Genomic DNA, 14,484 nt, shown 5'->3' with positions numbered 1-14,484 from the left:
CGGACAAACGGCAGCCCGCCTGTGGGCGTGGCAGCTCTTGAGGCGTCGGAGCTGATGATGATGCACGGTGCACCTTCGATTCCTACGCGTTGCCCCTCTGTCTGCCCGTACTCTGCCGCTGTCGGTATGGACGCCATAGCCTGGCGCATGTGATGCGGCGGCCTGAAGGATCGGACAGCTCATGACGGATGTGACCGCATTCCTGAGCCCGCAGGAGAGCGCCGGGGGCGTGTGGCGGCTGTGGGTCGACACCACGCTCATCAAAGGAGCTGGCGGCGTGCAGCACGACTTCCCTGCGGGCCGACCGCTCCCACGGTGGCCGCTCGCATCCGGGCACTCGCCGCGCTCGGCTTCGTGCCGGCAGACCCGACCCCAGGCCTCGTATGGCGCTGGACGGAGCTGCCGTCTTTCAGCGGGGAGGGCGTTACGGTCGTCGGCGAGACGCTTGTGCGCCCGCTTCCGGAGGCAACGGGGACACCGGCGGTGTCGGGGCGGCGCAGAACGACGACTGTGGTACGTGACGCGCCGCGTGGCGGACGCGGGCCTGTCGCCCCGGAGGAGCTGGCCGAGCTGCTCGGGCCGGAGGCGGCACAGTGGCCTGCGCTCGGTCTGACCGTGCACCGTGGCGGAGTGATCGACTACGACGGCAGCCAGTTCCGTGTGCTCGACGGCCACGAGCTCGTCGGCTTCACGATGGCGCAGGGTGAGGGCCGGCAGTACCGCGCTGTGGTCCACACCGACCGCGAGGGTCTTCCGTATGGCGAGCCGCTCCCTGCGCTGCCCGACGATCCTCTGAGGGCGCGGCACGAGGCGCTCCAGGGCTTCCTGCCGCCGACCGATCCTGATTACCCGCAGGGGCCGTACGTTCGGCGGGTTGCTCGGGGTGTGGTGGGTGATGGGCCGGGTCCGAATGAGCGTGAACGGGGAAGCGTCGAGCCGTCACCGAGACGGTGAGGCCGATGTGGGCCCCGCTCGACGGCTACCAGTTCTGGGTCGGCCGGGGGCGTTGCTGCAGTTCGGCGAGATCGGCTACGGCGAGGAGACGGTCGGTGGTCTCCTGGCCGACTGCTTCGCTGAGCCGCTCGGTGCTTGAGGCGATCAAAAGCCAGGATCGGTGCGGCAGCAGGCTCAGGCGGGCGATGGCGTCCGCCAGGGCACCGGCCTCCAGTGCCATCGTCGCCTGGACATCTGCTGGGTCGGATTGCAGTGGTCGTGTCGCCTCACGTACCAGGTCGACGGAGAGCGTGACGTCGTCGATGACTGTCACCGCGGTGGTGTTCTCGATCGTGCCGGGTTCGTAGGTGCTCTTGAGATCGAGGGCTTGGTGGACGGTGATGTCCGCCTCGCGGTATCCGGCGGTCGTCAGTCGGCGCAGCGCGGCGTAGGCGGTGTGTGTTTTGCCGGACCAGTGGGGTCCCAGGAGCAGGAGGCGGGCGGTGTCGCCGGCCAGGATGGTGGAGCACCACTGGGCGATGGCCGGGTCGTCGGTCTCGGCTTCGCGGAAGAGGGCCGGTATGACGGACATGGGGGCAGCGTAGTCGCACAGGGCCTTGGTCGCGGGCGTGGGTGAGTCTCTTGGTCTGTGGGGTCAGGCGGCGGCGAGAGGGGGGTGTGGACATGAAAGTGACCTCTCTGCGGCTGACCTGCGCTCGGCGACCGGGCGGAAAGGTACGCCTGCGAGGGGCCTTGGTGAGCAGGTCGCGCGGCATCCGGCGGCGCTGGGACGATCGGTGGCAACGCGCCGGAGTGGTTCTCGCTCCGCACTGCGCATGCCCCCTGACGATTTCGAGGTGCCTGCATGTCTTGTTCCTGTCCCCCGCCGTCCGGGCCGCCCCCGGTCACCGAGAGGGTGTGCGGGCGTGTCGGCGCGGGTGAGGCGCTGGTCGTTGTTTCGGTGGTGGCCGCCGTGACAGTGCTCGCCGTGCTTCAGCGGCCTGTGCCCGCCGTCCTGTTCGCGCTCGCCGCTGCGGCCGGGGCGCTGCTGGTGCCCGGCCGGCTCGGCTGTCTGCTCGGTTCATGTTCCGGCGGCAGCCGGTGAGCCGCTCGGCCCGTCCGGGCACGTGGGCCGAGCTGGACGCATTGCGCGCGTGGATGCGCGAGGTCAAGGGGGAGTTGACCTTTCCCCGTCTCGCCTTCCGGGCTAGGCAGTTCGGCCGACCCGTGGCCGAGCGGACGCTGCGCCGGGCTCTGCAGGAGGGTCTGCCCGGAGTGCAGACGGTCAGGGCTTACGCCTGGGGCAGCAGAAAGGCAACCGACAACCATGCCCGCGAGGCACTGGAGGAGACCGGTCTGAGGCTTCGCGAGGCGGCGCAGCGGGCTGCTCCGGTTCCGGCCAGGACCTGGCCCGCGCCTGTCTACGTCCCGGGGCGTGTCAGAACCTGGCCCGGTCTGACGAGGGCCCTCAACCGACTTCGCCTAGAGGCCGGAGAGCCCCCGGTACGTGCGCTGGCCGCTTCCTGCGGAGCGGCCGGGCGGCTGTCGAAGAGCACGATCAGCAACCTTCTCAACGGGCAGCACCCCACGGTCGAACAGCTCGCCGCGCTCGCTGCGGCCTTGGGTGCCAGCCCGGCGGCCACCGACGCGCTGCTCGCCGCGCACCGGAGGATCACTGCCGGGCCCCGGCCGCCCGCGGTCTATCCGTGCGACGTCGTCGATCGGGCCGAGGAGGAACGTGAGGATCGCCGTGAGCAGGAGGAGAAGCGGCGCCGGTTCAGAGGCATCCCCGAGGAGAAGGAGGTAGAGCTCGACCCGTACGACCAGCAGTTGCGTGAGGAGGAAGAGGCGGAGCACCGGCGGAGGGTGGCGTGGGTGGATGGCCTCAGTGCGGACGAGCTCGCGGCCCTGCAGCGTCAGTCCGTGGCCGGGGCGGGCCGGGACCTGCACGCCGAGCTGACCGCCTACGTGGCTCGGATCTGTCCGGGGAGATGACGAAGGGTGGGGTCGGTGGGGTGCCTGTGGGGTGCGGTGGAGGGCGCGCCTGTGGGAGAAGGCCGCATCACGAGGATGCTCTTCGCCGAAGGGCTGACGTCCTTCGGCAACCGGGCATACCGGTCGGGTGCCTGTGTCACAGTGAGCGCCCAGGCAAAGGGGCGACAAGGGGGCGGGCTGCCGTGTGGCGTGACCGAGAACTGCCGGTGCTGCGGGAGAGGGAGCTGACGGCTGCGGGGGTGGATGTCGGGCCGCTGCGGCAGATCACCGTGGTACTTGGACGCATGGGTGGCGGGAAGTGGCATGTTCCCGCCGACGGGTCCCAGTGGCGGAGCCATTGTCGGCATGCGGAGGGGTTGACGGGCAGCCCGCGCGCGCTGCTGGATGCCTGCGAGCAGGTGTGCCGTCACTGTTGTGCGGTGGTGGGTGTGGAGCCGGGCCAGGAGGCACTGTGGCGGGCTGCGGCGGAGGTCGTGGCGGCTGACGGGCGGGTGCGCGGGCTGGAGGAGCAGGAGGCTGGCCCGCGGTCCTGGGAGGGTTATGCGCGGGTGCTGTGGGAAGCGGCCCGGCACCGTGATGCGGGCGTGCGCGGGAGGCTTGAAGCGTGGACGGGTGATCCGTCGGTCGGTGCGGGCGCGCGGCAGATGCTGCAGGCGTGGTCGGCGGTGGTGGAGCGGTCGGAGGCGGTGCTGGCCGGATGGCGGGCTGCGGCGCCCGCGGCGGGCTCCGCGACGTCGGTCAGTGGGGCGTGCGATGTGGTGGCCGCCGACGGGAACGTGCAGCGGGAGGGTATGCAGTTGGCTGCCGCGGTGCTCAAGTCCCGGTGGGCGGAGCCGTTCGAGGCGTGGGCGACCATCCGGCGGGCGTGGAGCGGTGTCCGGGACCAGGGCGGCCAGCAGGACGCGGCGCGTACGGCGGCCATGCGGGCGGTGGAAGCCGTCTGGGGCGGGGCGCGGGTGCGTGATGTGACGGCGCTGCCGGAGCCGGCCCTTGTGGCGGGTGCACGATTCACCTCTCCCGCGCAGTGGGCGGATGCGGAGTTCGAGCATCGGTGGCAGCAGTACGTGTTGGACTGCTGCGACAAACTGGAGGAAGCGCTCCAAGCGGCCCCGGGGGAGGGCGGCGACGGGCGGCAGTTGATGCTGGTGACCGGATGGCCGCTGACCCGGCGGCAGGATGCGGAACTGGCCTACCTGGCCCAGTACGAGCAGTACGGGCCCACCGTCCCGTTCGGTAGCCGCCGAGCCGGCTACGGCATCGAGCCCGACCACGCTGTCGTGCTCGCCGTCCCCGGCTTCGCAGCCCGGCATGCCGCTGACCACACCGGCGGCGAGCAGCGGCAGATCGTCCTGGGACCGGGCATTCTCGCGGGTACCGCAGGGCCGGATGAGCGGGACGTGCTGATGCTGCTGCGCGGCGCCTACCCCTATCTGTCGGCGGACGCCGCCGGCGACGGGCCGTGGGCCAGACCCACGGCCATGGTGACGACGGCCCGGGCAGTGCGACGCGTTGCGCAGGAAAGGCGGCAGTCCGCCTACAGCGGGTCCGACGATTCGCTCGAGGTGTACAACGACCTGGTCGTCGGCAAGTACAGCTGGGTCCCCGATGACGATCACCCCGGCCCTGCGGCGGCTGTGCTGGAGAAGCAGCCCGTTCACTGGCTCAAGGACTGGGTGCTGTGCCTGGACATCGAGTGCGGGCCCCGGGGTGAGACCGCCCTGTACCGGCTGTACGGCACGGTGACCTCCTACGAGCCCGACACCGGTCACGTGGTGTTCGTCCCCACGGGCGGCCACCCGGCCATCGCCGGGCCCGTCCACCGGATCGTCGCGCTCACAGGCGACCGGCAGCGACGCAGGGAGGGGCAGGTGCCCGCTCACGAGCCGTACGACGGCTAGGTACTGAGAGGGAGCCGGGACGGGCGGGGATCCTGCGCCTGGGCAAGGAGCAGCTCACCGGGCCGTTGAGATCGCTGCTCAGGATTCTGCGCACCTCAGGGGGAACGGCTCCGGTCCGTGTCATACAGGGCTGGCCGTGTACAGGGCCGTGCTGCTGTGGTGGGGGCTGCTGTGTTCCAGGCCCACCCCCGAGAGGGTGTGGCGTGGATCACAGAGAATTCTTGCGGTTGCGTTGTCGGATCGAGCCCGTGCCGGGACCGAGAGGAGAAGGATTTCCCCCGACAAGGAGGCACTCATGGCCACCGATGACCCGACGCCCAGTTACGCCATGGTCGAGGATGACGGCTCCGTCCACACCGATCTGGCCGAGCGGATCAGCCATTTCAACTGGGGCTCGAAGACAGGCGCGGCAGTCACGGCCCTGTTCCCCGCTCCCTGGAACGAGAACGCCGGCGACCTCGTGACCCTCCGGGAGGACGGAAGCCTCGTCCTCGACATGGACGACAACTTCGGGCTGCCGGAGCCGTTCGACCGTGTCGCTCCTCCCATGATGATCACCACCACCACCGGCATGGCGGTGCTCAAGGCCGACCATCCTGCCAACCAGACAATCGAGTCCGGGTTCCAGGCTCTGAACATCCCGGTCCCCGGCGTGATCCAGGCGCTGGGCGCACGCGATGCCGCACTCACCGGCGACGGATCCACGATCCGCTCCTTCACTTCGGACGTGCTGGGACGGTGGAGCGGATGGACTGAGCCGGTCTCCACCGCCTTGCTCGGCAACTGGGCGGACACGCTCTACGACCAAGGCCGCCTGACCCCTGACGCCCTGGACAAACTGAAGGCGGAGGCCCGCGTCATCAATCGGCAGCTCACTCCGGTCTGGCGCCGCAAGGTCACCCAATCGCGGCTGCTGCTGCTCGACACCCCGCTCGGCGACGGGCTGTCCCTGTACGACCTGGTTCCCGGTCAGGCAGCCGCCGACCTCGGAGTAGAGGCCGGCTTCGATGACCCGCGTCTGAGCGAGCTCATGGAGGCGCTCTCCCCGGCCGAGCGGGCGGTGACTCTCGCCCTCGCCGCCGACGGGGTCACCACCTGGGCCGAAGCGGCCATGGCCGCCGGTGCCACCCCACCAGAGTATGTGGGCAATCAGGTCCGCCGGAAGGTGAACCGGCTCGCTGCGCGCATCACCGGCCGCTCTTCGGCGGCGACCGAGGCGACGCCGGGGAGCGGACGATGAGCGCCCGCGCCCCCGCATCAGCCCGCCCTGCCCGGCGCCAGGAGGTGGTGCTGCGGATCACCCTGCCCAGCATTCCAACCTGCACCGCCACGCTCGGCACCGGCGGCATCGCCGCGGCCCTGGTTCACGGCGCTATCCCGGCCGCGTCGCCGCTCGTGTGGCCCCTCGTGGTGCTCGCCCTCGGCGCGATGGCGTATGACATCGGGCTCCGTGCCCGGCCCGCCGCGCGGGCTGACTGCTGCGCCGGAGGGCATCGAGGTCCTGCGGATCGGTAGCTGTACGCGGAAGGCGCTGGCCGGCGGTGGGAGTCGTCCGGCCAGAGCCCGCCCTGCGCCGGGGCCGCAGGCGAGCAGCTGGTAGTCCAGCAGCCCGTCCGGCTGGTCCACGGTCTGCGGCCTGAGCCACTTGTCGAACACGCGCCCTTGCCCCTCCCCCGGCGCCACGCCTCGTCGGCAAGCACACCTGGGGCAAGGCTAGGCCAGGGTGGCGGACCGCCTCCAGCTGAAGGCCGAGGCGGTGGTTGCCGCCCAGAAGGCGTTCCTGGACACCTGACGGGAAGAGCTCTCTTACAACGCCCACGTGTACCAGATCCTGCGCAAACGCAAGAAGAAGCGCTTCCTTCGGCAACTCACCGCCGGCTGACCACGCCTGTCCCCCCTTGAGCTTCCGGTCCACAACGACGGAATCGGGGAGCGCACCGTCCGCACAGGGAGGGCCAGGTCGGTCATGATGGGGCAGCCGACCGATAAAGGAGCGCCATGCCGACCCCTCTCCCCGCCCTGACCGCTGAGCAGCGAGCAGAAGCGCTCGCGAAGGCCGGCCGGGCCCGCAAGGAGCGCAGCGAGATGCTCGCGGCGCTGAAGGCTGGACGTCTTTCGCTCCTCGACGTCCTGGACCGCGGTGACGACACCGCCCGGCAGACCCGCGCTCTTCACCTTCTGCAGTCCCTTCCTGGTGTCGGCACGGTGAAGGCACGCCGTCATCTCGTGGATCTCGGCATCTCGGAAACGCGGAGGATCCAGGGTCTCGGCGCACGGCAGCGTGCCCGCCTGATCGAACTGTTCGCGCCCCAGGCCTGACAGGCCGCGTCTGTGTCCTTGAGCGGTAGAGGGACTGCGGTTCGCCTAACGCGAACTCAGGACGCCGCGCTCTGGTCGACTTCACGCTGGCAGGGCATGCCTAGGGGACCGGTCGACCTGCCGCTCGCCTTCGTGGATGTCCCTGCGACCCGGCCCGCCTCACTGACGCCGCACCGGGCCGGGGCCGGGCAGGTTCAACCGGGCGGTGTAGAGGCGGTAGCCGGGCTCCCGGCCGCGTGCGGTCTTGGGTTCGCTGATGTCCAGCCAGTACGTGGAGACGGCTGCGGCCACGATGTGGTCGTCCAAATGGGGGTCGCGGCGGCAGCCGCGCAGAGGAGGGCGAGGTGGCGGCGGGCTTCGGCAAGCAGGTGGCGACGGTGAAAGCGGCCGCAGCCGTTCATCATTCGCACGGTCGCGGTGACGTCGCGCGCCGCACGATCAGTGTCGACCACGGTGGGGATCCGGTCCCGGATCTTGGGAGCTGCGGCGCGGGAGTTACGGGAATCGCCGTCCGCTACGGCAACGGCCGCTGGGGCCGCACCGCCGACAAGAACTACGAGCAGCACATGGCCGAACTCAACGCCAAGGCCTTCGAGTGAGTACGGCGCCGAAGCAGGCCGCAGCGCGTGGTCGCAGAGCGCTGGGTAACTCTCTTCCTGGCCGGGTTCTGGGAGGATTTGGGGATGTTCATCAACGAGGGCCCAGAGGCTGAGGTAACCGACGCCCCCGGGTGGCACGAGGTGTTCCGGCGGGGCGTGCGCGAACCCAACGACCTGGTCGGGGAGGTCCGTTCGGCGGTCGAGCATGGACTGCACGACCCGGTGGACTCGCTGGAGATGGTCAGCGCGGCCGTGGAGACCACCGGGGCCGTGGTGACCGCGCTGTCGAGCCCGTGGTCGCTGTACACCCCGCAGGACGCCGCGACGGCCGCGGCGGGCCTCTTCGTCCAGCTGGAGCACCAGGCAGAGGCGCTGCAGGAGCTCGGGGGTGCGGTCGGGCGGATTGCCGGGCGCGGCGAGACGGTCCTGCCCGCCCCGGCCGAGCCTGGGCAGGAGGCGAACCTCGCCGACGCCCTGGCAGCTCTCCAGTCGGTGTCCCAGCAGGTTCGGGCTCTGGTCGCCCAGCATGCGCCCGGCATCGTGCGCGCGCTGGACGCCGCTCCGGCCTCTGCCCCCATTGCGGCTGACGTCCACGCAACGGTGGTGGCCGTCGCCGAGCTGCTCACCAAGCAGCACAACGGCACGGTGACGCTGAACCGGCGCCACGAGGACGGTGCGTTCGAGGACCCCGAGGACGGCTTCGGGTGCGGCTGCGACATCACGCTCCACACCACCGAGGAGGAGTACACCTTCTACCGGGGCGACTGCGCGTGGTCGATCGTCAAGGACTCCGACGGCCGCGACCTCGGTGACGGCTCCACGGTCTACGACGCCCACGAGACCCTGAGCGTCAGCCTCAAGACCGCCCACCCGCAGCAGCTCGCCGACAGCGTCCTGCGGATCATCGCGGACGATCAGCAGGAGCCGGCCGACTTCACCCTCGGGCTGCGCAGCGTGCCCACCGGCGGATCCTGACAAACGTCAGGGGCGCGTCCGGTTCCGCCACCACCAGCGGCGGCCATCCGGAGTCTGCGCCGGGTCCGGGACCAGCTCAGAGGCCGGCCCGGTGGCGGGCGGTGGGGCTGTCCGTTCCGGCTGAAGCCCTACCCGGCCCGGATGCACGCAGACCGGGATCCTGCCGTCCGTGGTGTAGCGGAACCCGTCGGCGGCGTCGAAGGGCCAGCTCCTGCTGGGCCGGTCGGCAACCAGAAACCCCTCACGCGGCAACCGCAAGGCCGGGCAGTACCAACAGCAGGGGTAGTCCGACTCCGGGTCGATGAAGGGTAGCCGCGCCGCGTGCTCCATACCCCCGGGACGGTAGCGCACCGGGCGCGGCCTCCCTGCCGCCGCCCAGCCCCACCCGCGCTCAGGGCACGGAGCGTTCATACCCGGGCGGGAGTTCGGTCGGAGCACGAAGAGTTGGCAGAGACAGGTTCCGGCACTGGCCGGCAGAAGGGTTCCCCACCATCCGTATCTCTCTGTGAAAACGGGTGGACGCCCGCAGCGTACGCACAGAAGCGGAGCCCTTTTCGTCACTGGCGGGCGACCCATGTCTGGTGGTCGGGGGCGACGTGCAGGTGCTCGCGCAGGCGTCCGCGCAGCACCCCGACGCGTGTCCGGCCCTCCAGGACCTGCAGCCCGCCGGCGGCCGGGTCCAGGAGACGCCGCTCGATCAGGAGCGGCGGGCGCAGCCACGTCCCGTGCGTCTCCCAGTGGAGGGCGACCTGCGGGGGCCGGACGGCGACCCAGTGCACCGGGTTCTTCGCGTAGTTCTCGATGCAGCCCTCGTCGGAGGCGCCGGTGGTCATGCCGGTGAAGTGGGCGGCGGGGATGGTCTCCAGCTGCCAGGTGATGTCACGCAGGTCGATGGTGTTGTAGTCGTTGATGAAGGCGGTGTTGTCGCCGTGGTCGAAGAGGAACTGCTCCAGGACGTCGTCGGGCCACCGCAGGACGGCCACCGTCGGGTCGGTACGGAAGCGCTCGAAGCTGAGCGCGCCGTCCCGCCGGCGGGCCATCAGCGGCCGAAGGTCGGTGAGCCTCATGCCACCGGATCGGAGTCGGTGGCCGGTGCGGCCGGGCTTGCCGTCAGGACTGGTCACCCAGTGCCCCTGCGAACAGGGCTTCCGAGCCCAGGGAGCGCAGCATCGGGCCCAGGAGCCGGCGGGTGACGGCGCCCGGTTGGTCGCGGAGTTCGGCAAGGGTGGTGCCGGTGGTCTCCTCGTAGGTGTCGTCGCTGTAGCGGTCGTTGGCGGGAAAACTCGACTGCCCGGTGTACCGCCGGCGGCCGTGCAGCCGGTTCGCGCCGGCCCCGATCGCCCAGTTGCCGTGGTAGCCGACCTCTTCGGAGACCAGCCGCATCAGTTCCAGCACACGCCAGGTGAGAAGCACAGCGGCATCGTCGGCCAGCAGCTGCTCCTCGCCTTCCTCCGGCCGGTGGGGGCTGGAGACGCCGATGGAGAGGCGGGACATGTACAGGCGCAGTCCGCCGTCTTCGAAGAGCTGGACTTCGATCACTGCCTCGCGAACATGCTGCGGCTGCTCGTGTGCGTAGGTGCGGTCCGGGTTGAGTCCGCGGGAGCTGAGCGCCACTCCCCTGGCCCTGCGGTGTGCCTGGTAGGCGTCATCGATGTCGGGGTGGAACGTCGCCAGCGTGGCGGGCACGGTCTCACTGGACTTCGCCTTTTCGACCAACGTGAGGAGGCGCGGCTGCCAGTCGGGGGCGCCGGTGATGGGCAGGCACACGTCGCGGCGCGCGGCTGTGGGGCGGGCCACGAGGAAGAGGTGGGACTGGTCGTCGACGTTGCGCAGCGGGTCGTTGTCCATCTCCGTGCGCAGCCGGGTCAGGGTGTCGGCTTCGGTGCTACGCCGCCGGGCGTGGAGGGAGACGACCTCGGCGTCACCCAGTTGGTACTTCGTCTTGTCGCCGCGGCCGTAGTACTTGTTGTCGACCATGTGCGGGGCCACGGGGCTGGCCGGGATGTGCACGATGAGGTACCCGGTGCCGTCCGCGGTCTTGGCGGTGATCTCCTCGGTGATGACGGTGAGCGGGGGGTCGGGGATCGTGCGGGCGACCGACTCGATCTTCTCCGGGAGCCCGTTGAGCGGCTGGGGTGCAAGCTCGAAGGTCCGGCTCTCCTTGTTCTCCTGGACGCCGATGACCAGGGTGCCGCCGTCTATGGCGAACGAGGCCAGGTCCCGGGCCAGCTCCCTGTTGTCGCTCTTGGTGCCCGGGGCCTTCTTGAGGTCGAGGTGGTGGTTCTCCTCGAACAGGCCACCGTCGATCGCGCCTTGGAGGTCCTCCTCGGACCGTGGCACCCAGCGGGGGTTGTCGGAGGAGAGATAGATCGAGGTCACGCGCGTCCCGCTCTCATGCAGAGGCCCGGGCCCGGGCCGCAACTTGCCTTGGACTCAAGGGTAGGGAGGGGCACTGACACAGGGGCGCTGTCCGCTCGTCGGCCTCTGTTTCGGGCGGGTGGTCGGTGGGCGGCAGGAGTCCTTGCCGGGTCGGCGCCGCTGCGTCGTGCCACCCAGCGGCGGTCGTGACAGGCCTCCGGGTAAAGAATTTCCGGCAGCCAAAAATTCGTTCACACGATCGACGAGAAAGGGGGCAAATCCCCCTCCGGAGGAATCCGCACAGAAAATCAGTTCACCTATCCCTTAAGGAATTGACTCAAGCACCCCACCGAGGATCTACTGATAAGCGAGGCCAATTCACCCACTCCAGAAAGGACCGCACGGGCATGACCCGAAATGAAGCAGCGCCACCCGAGGTGCCGGATCAGAGAACCCCGGGAGTTACGTCCGGTACCCCGCTTCCGTGCTCACACCGAAAGCCGTGGGTCGCAGATCCCGCGCGCCGAGGGCTGAGGGTTCTCTACCGCGGAGTCACGATCTCGATCCGTCTGTGGCCGTACGTACATGAACACGTGGTTCTGCTGCTCCAGCAGTACCTCTAGGGCGGCCGCGAGGCCAAGACCACGCCCATGGTCCAAACCTCGCGGCCGTCTCGGAGAGCTCCAGGGGTCAGAGGTTGAGAACGCCCGATGACTCCCGGCGCGTGAATCACGTCCGAGACTGTGCCGGTGAATCACGGGATCCCGTGATTCACCGGCACAGTCATTCTAGGCTCTTCGGAGTGGATGAATCCACTCCGAAGAGCCGTTTTTTGTTCTCAGCCACCCAAATTCCCGCGAAATCTTGATCTGCCGTCCGGCCGAAAAACCCGAACTCATATTTTCGCGAGTTTTCAGCGCCACGCATTCGCCATACGGGCCAGATTCCTGGTTCGCTGATTCCACTTTTGCGAACTTTTCAGGCTTCGGATTCTTCGCGAGCGCCATGACCTGAAAAGTGGGCCGTTCGCCCTCCCCGAACTTTTCAGGATCGGCGTTTTCGGGGAACTGGGGGTGCGCAGTTCTTCGGTTTCTGCGCATCCCGGGCGGGCCGCTGCCCTCGCGTACGTCACGGGCGGTGTGGCAGGACCCTGCCTGTCCTGCGGTTTCGGTGACTCCACGCGACACGGTCGATCGCCGGCCCGGTCCCCGAGGGGTGGGGAGGGTTCAGGCGGCCGGTGTGTAGCGGACGATGGTGTCCTTGCACGGCTCGTCGGCGTACGCCTTCAGCGTCTCCAGCTCGCGGTCGTCCGCGGTGAGCTGCCAGCGGATCTTGGTGGCCACCCACTCCCCCACGTACCGGCATTGTGCCTCGGGGGACGGCGGCATCCAGTCCGTCGGGTCCTGGTCCGCCTTCTGCCGGTTGGTGCGTGCGGTCACCGCGACGAGGGAGGTGTGCGCCTCCTGGTCGTTGGCGTAGGCCTCGCGCCGTGCCGCGGTCCAGGCGGAGGCGCCGGAGTCCCAGGCCTCGGCTAGCGGCACCATGTGGTCGATGTCCAGGGCCCCGGCGCTGGTGACTTCCTGGCCGTCGTAGTAGGAGATCCACGTGCCGCCGGTCAGCTTGCAGCCGGTCTCCACCGTCGGCGCGATGACCGCCTCGGAGATGAGGACCTCGTTTCGGGTGTTGCACCCGTCGGACGTGTCCTCGCCCAAGTTCCAGTGCTTGAAGGAGCTGCGGGTGTACCCGGTGCGGTCCTCCTGCGCCGCCTGCACCAGGCCGACCGCGTCGGCCAGGGTGGTCACCTCGGCCGTCGGGGCGGCCTGGGCGGCGGGGGCGGAGAGAAGGGGGACGAGGGCGAGGGAGAGTGCGCTGAGCCCGCGCACGAGTTTCTTGATCACCATGGCGTTCTACCGGCCGTGATCCGCTCACGGTGAAGCCGGCAGCGCACGCTCACCCGCCCGGGGGACATCGTTCACCGTCAGAACGTTTCAGCGCTCCGCCTGCCCGCAACCGCTCGGGCACGCCTGATCCGGTGGCTGGAGACGTCGCTGTCGGCTCAGCAGGTCTGCGGCGCCGGTTCGCCAGGAGCCGTGGTGGGCTCTGCGGTACCCCGGAGGGGCGCGGCCCGCCGGAGCGCCTGGCCCAGGTGCCACAGGGTCACGGCCGGAAGGAGCCCGCCGAGGCGGTCCGCAGCCCTCAGGTGGGCGACCGCACCAGCCAGTTCGGTCCGGGTGAAGGAGGTGATGGCGTGGAGGTTCGCTGCGGCGTCCTCCAGGAGGACGGCCAGCTCGGCCACCCCGGGGTCTTCGGGCACCTGCCCGCCCCAGTCGGTCACGGCGCGGCTGAGCTCGATGATGACGCGGGCGCGCGCGTCGGCCAGCCGTGCTGACAGATCCCCGATGATCACAGGAGCATCCTCTCTCATGTCCGTGGCGCGGTGGACCCGTTCGGCGAAGCCCCTGCTCAGCAGGGGCCACGGTCTGCCCCCGCTGCGTAGCGCGCGGCGGTGCGCGATCGGTCCACCACGGCCCGCTTTCCGCTGCCCCTGTTCGGCTGCAGACGGCGCGCGTCCTGGGAAAAACAGGTGCGTGCGTGACCCGGTCCGGAAACGGGTTGCCAAGTGGCGAGCGCACTACAGGCGAGGGTCCGGTGCCGGGGCGGTAGGTGGACGGCGGCCGAGTTTGTCAACTGCGTTACCGGTCCACAGGGTTCGGGCTCTACGCTCACGAGGTGACGTACATGAGCTGGTCAGATCTGCTGCGGCGGGGAACGGCGGACCCCGCCTTGACCTTCGCCCGCCAGAAGTGGGAGCAGCCGGGGAAGTTCGTGTGGGTGGCCCCCCGGGAGACGGTTACGGCGCCCACCGGGAAGGAGTACCCGCTGTGCGTCACGGTGTACTTCAAGGACGCCGATGACGTCGTCAAGCCCTACCAGCCCAGCATGGACGGGATGACCGAGGCAGACGACTGGTACATCGGCATCTCCGGGCAGCCACCCGCATAACCGCCCCGGGGGCGCACGCTCGCTGGCCGGCGCTGTCAGAGGAGCTCTCCGGGGTCCCGGAAGACCGGTGTGCCATGTCTGCTCTCACCGCGGTTCGGTGTCAGCCGTTCCCAGTCACGGCCCATCGCCGAGGCCATGGACAGATACCCCCGCTGCTGGAGATCGCGGTCAGCCTCCTCCAGATCGGTGGCCGTGAAGGACTCGCGGACCTCACCCTCGCCGTCCTGGAGGCTGATGTTCCATCCGTGACCGGCGGTGTCCGGGAGCGCCACCGCGTACAGCGGGGCGGGGGTGGCCCTGACTGCTTCCAGTACCTCGGGTCGCCAGGTCACGGCGGGTGCGGGTGGATCGGGTAAGCGGCTCATGAACGGGAGATCTAACGACGCGCGGGCTCCTGTGGTGGG

At 69.8% G+C, this 14,484-nt stretch carries 16 protein-coding genes and 1 pseudogene; 10 read left to right on the top strand and 7 right to left on the bottom strand.

Going from position 1 to position 14,484, the window contains the following annotated elements:
* Positions 1-231: 231 nt before the first annotated feature.
* Both P8A20_RS38895 and P8A20_RS38180 read left to right on the top strand, forming a co-directional pair.
* Positions 232-402: pseudogene (locus tag P8A20_RS38895) on the top strand (DUF6303 family protein); the annotation flags it as partial.
* Between the two features lie 228 nt (positions 403-630).
* Positions 631-954: a hypothetical protein gene (locus P8A20_RS38180; RefSeq protein WP_306105419.1), complete on the top strand. Its 324-nt coding sequence runs from the start codon at positions 631-633 to the stop codon at positions 952-954.
* 25 nt (positions 955-979) lie between these two features.
* On the opposite strand, the gene P8A20_RS38175 is transcribed toward P8A20_RS38180, so the two are convergent.
* Positions 980-1,525, bottom strand: a complete 546-nt coding sequence (locus P8A20_RS38175) for a hypothetical protein (protein ID WP_306105418.1) — start codon at positions 1,523-1,525, stop codon at positions 980-982.
* A 273-nt stretch (positions 1,526-1,798) separates the two neighbouring features.
* On the opposite strand from P8A20_RS38175, the gene P8A20_RS38170 reads away from it, so the two are divergent.
* The 5 genes from P8A20_RS38170 (at position 1,799) to mihF (ending at position 7,145) form a co-directional block, all read left to right on the top strand.
* Positions 1,799-2,038 carry a hypothetical protein gene (locus tag P8A20_RS38170; protein WP_306105417.1) on the top strand — a complete coding sequence of 80 codons (240 nt, stop codon included), beginning with the start codon at positions 1,799-1,801 and terminating at the stop codon, positions 2,036-2,038.
* Positions 2,017-2,928, top strand: a complete 912-nt coding sequence (locus P8A20_RS38165) for a helix-turn-helix domain-containing protein (RefSeq protein WP_306105416.1) — start codon at positions 2,017-2,019, stop codon at positions 2,926-2,928. The genes P8A20_RS38170 and P8A20_RS38165 overlap by 22 nt, the downstream gene beginning before the upstream one ends.
* A 182-nt stretch (positions 2,929-3,110) precedes the next feature.
* Positions 3,111-4,826 carry a hypothetical protein gene (locus tag P8A20_RS38160; RefSeq protein ID WP_306105415.1) on the top strand — a complete coding sequence of 572 codons (1,716 nt, stop codon included), beginning with the start codon at positions 3,111-3,113 and terminating at the stop codon, positions 4,824-4,826.
* A gap of 295 nt (positions 4,827-5,121) precedes the next feature.
* Positions 5,122-6,066, top strand: coding sequence for a hypothetical protein (locus P8A20_RS38155; protein ID WP_306105414.1), 945 nt, complete (start codon positions 5,122-5,124; stop codon positions 6,064-6,066).
* Between the two features lie 758 nt (positions 6,067-6,824).
* Positions 6,825-7,145, top strand: a complete 321-nt coding sequence (mihF, locus tag P8A20_RS38150; protein ID WP_097243049.1) for an integration host factor, actinobacterial type — start codon at positions 6,825-6,827, stop codon at positions 7,143-7,145.
* 159 nt (positions 7,146-7,304) lie between these two features.
* Here mihF and P8A20_RS38145 read toward each other — a convergent pair whose 3' ends face one another.
* Positions 7,305-7,436: a hypothetical protein gene (locus P8A20_RS38145; protein WP_258395913.1), complete on the bottom strand. Its 132-nt coding sequence runs from the start codon at positions 7,434-7,436 to the stop codon at positions 7,305-7,307.
* Between the two features lie 53 nt (positions 7,437-7,489).
* On the opposite strand from P8A20_RS38145, the gene P8A20_RS38140 reads away from it, so the two are divergent.
* Positions 7,490-7,744, top strand: a complete 255-nt coding sequence (locus P8A20_RS38140) for a hypothetical protein (RefSeq protein WP_306105413.1) — start codon at positions 7,490-7,492, stop codon at positions 7,742-7,744.
* 84 nt (positions 7,745-7,828) lie between these two features.
* A complete protein-coding gene (locus P8A20_RS38135; protein ID WP_306105412.1) occupies positions 7,829-8,719 on the top strand; it encodes a hypothetical protein in 891 nt (296 codons plus the stop codon).
* A gap of 557 nt (positions 8,720-9,276) precedes the next feature.
* On the opposite strand, the gene P8A20_RS38130 is transcribed toward P8A20_RS38135, so the two are convergent.
* The 4 genes from P8A20_RS38130 to P8A20_RS38115 form a co-directional block, all read right to left on the bottom strand.
* Positions 9,277-9,786 carry a hypothetical protein gene (locus P8A20_RS38130; RefSeq protein ID WP_306105411.1) on the bottom strand — a complete coding sequence of 170 codons (510 nt, stop codon included), beginning with the start codon at positions 9,784-9,786 and terminating at the stop codon, positions 9,277-9,279.
* A 43-nt stretch (positions 9,787-9,829) separates the two neighbouring features.
* Positions 9,830-11,098, bottom strand: coding sequence for an AlbA family DNA-binding domain-containing protein (locus P8A20_RS38125; RefSeq protein ID WP_306105410.1), 1,269 nt, complete (start codon positions 11,096-11,098; stop codon positions 9,830-9,832).
* 1,205 nt (positions 11,099-12,303) lie between these two features.
* Entirely contained in the window at positions 12,304-12,978 is a 675-nt protein-coding gene (locus P8A20_RS38120; RefSeq protein ID WP_306105409.1) for an HNH endonuclease family protein, read from the bottom strand.
* 155 nt (positions 12,979-13,133) lie between these two features.
* Positions 13,134-13,484 carry a hypothetical protein gene (locus P8A20_RS38115; RefSeq protein ID WP_306105408.1) on the bottom strand — a complete coding sequence of 117 codons (351 nt, stop codon included), beginning with the start codon at positions 13,482-13,484 and terminating at the stop codon, positions 13,134-13,136.
* A gap of 332 nt (positions 13,485-13,816) precedes the next feature.
* On the opposite strand from P8A20_RS38115, the gene P8A20_RS38110 reads away from it, so the two are divergent.
* The gene (locus tag P8A20_RS38110; RefSeq protein WP_097243084.1) at positions 13,817-14,080 is read left to right on the top strand and encodes a Thoeris anti-defense Tad2 family protein; all 264 of its coding nucleotides are present in this window, start codon (positions 13,817-13,819) and stop codon (positions 14,078-14,080) included.
* A gap of 35 nt (positions 14,081-14,115) precedes the next feature.
* Here P8A20_RS38110 and P8A20_RS38105 read toward each other — a convergent pair whose 3' ends face one another.
* Positions 14,116-14,445 carry a hypothetical protein gene (locus P8A20_RS38105; RefSeq protein ID WP_306105407.1) on the bottom strand — a complete coding sequence of 110 codons (330 nt, stop codon included), beginning with the start codon at positions 14,443-14,445 and terminating at the stop codon, positions 14,116-14,118.
* Positions 14,446-14,484: the final 39 nt, after the last annotated feature.

This window comes from Streptomyces sp. Alt3 (assembly GCF_030719215.1).
GTDB classification, from domain to species: domain Bacteria; phylum Actinomycetota; class Actinomycetes; order Streptomycetales; family Streptomycetaceae; genus Streptomyces; species Streptomyces glycanivorans.
Note: the sequence above shows the minus strand (reverse complement) of the source record. Positions and strands in the feature narration are given on the sequence as shown.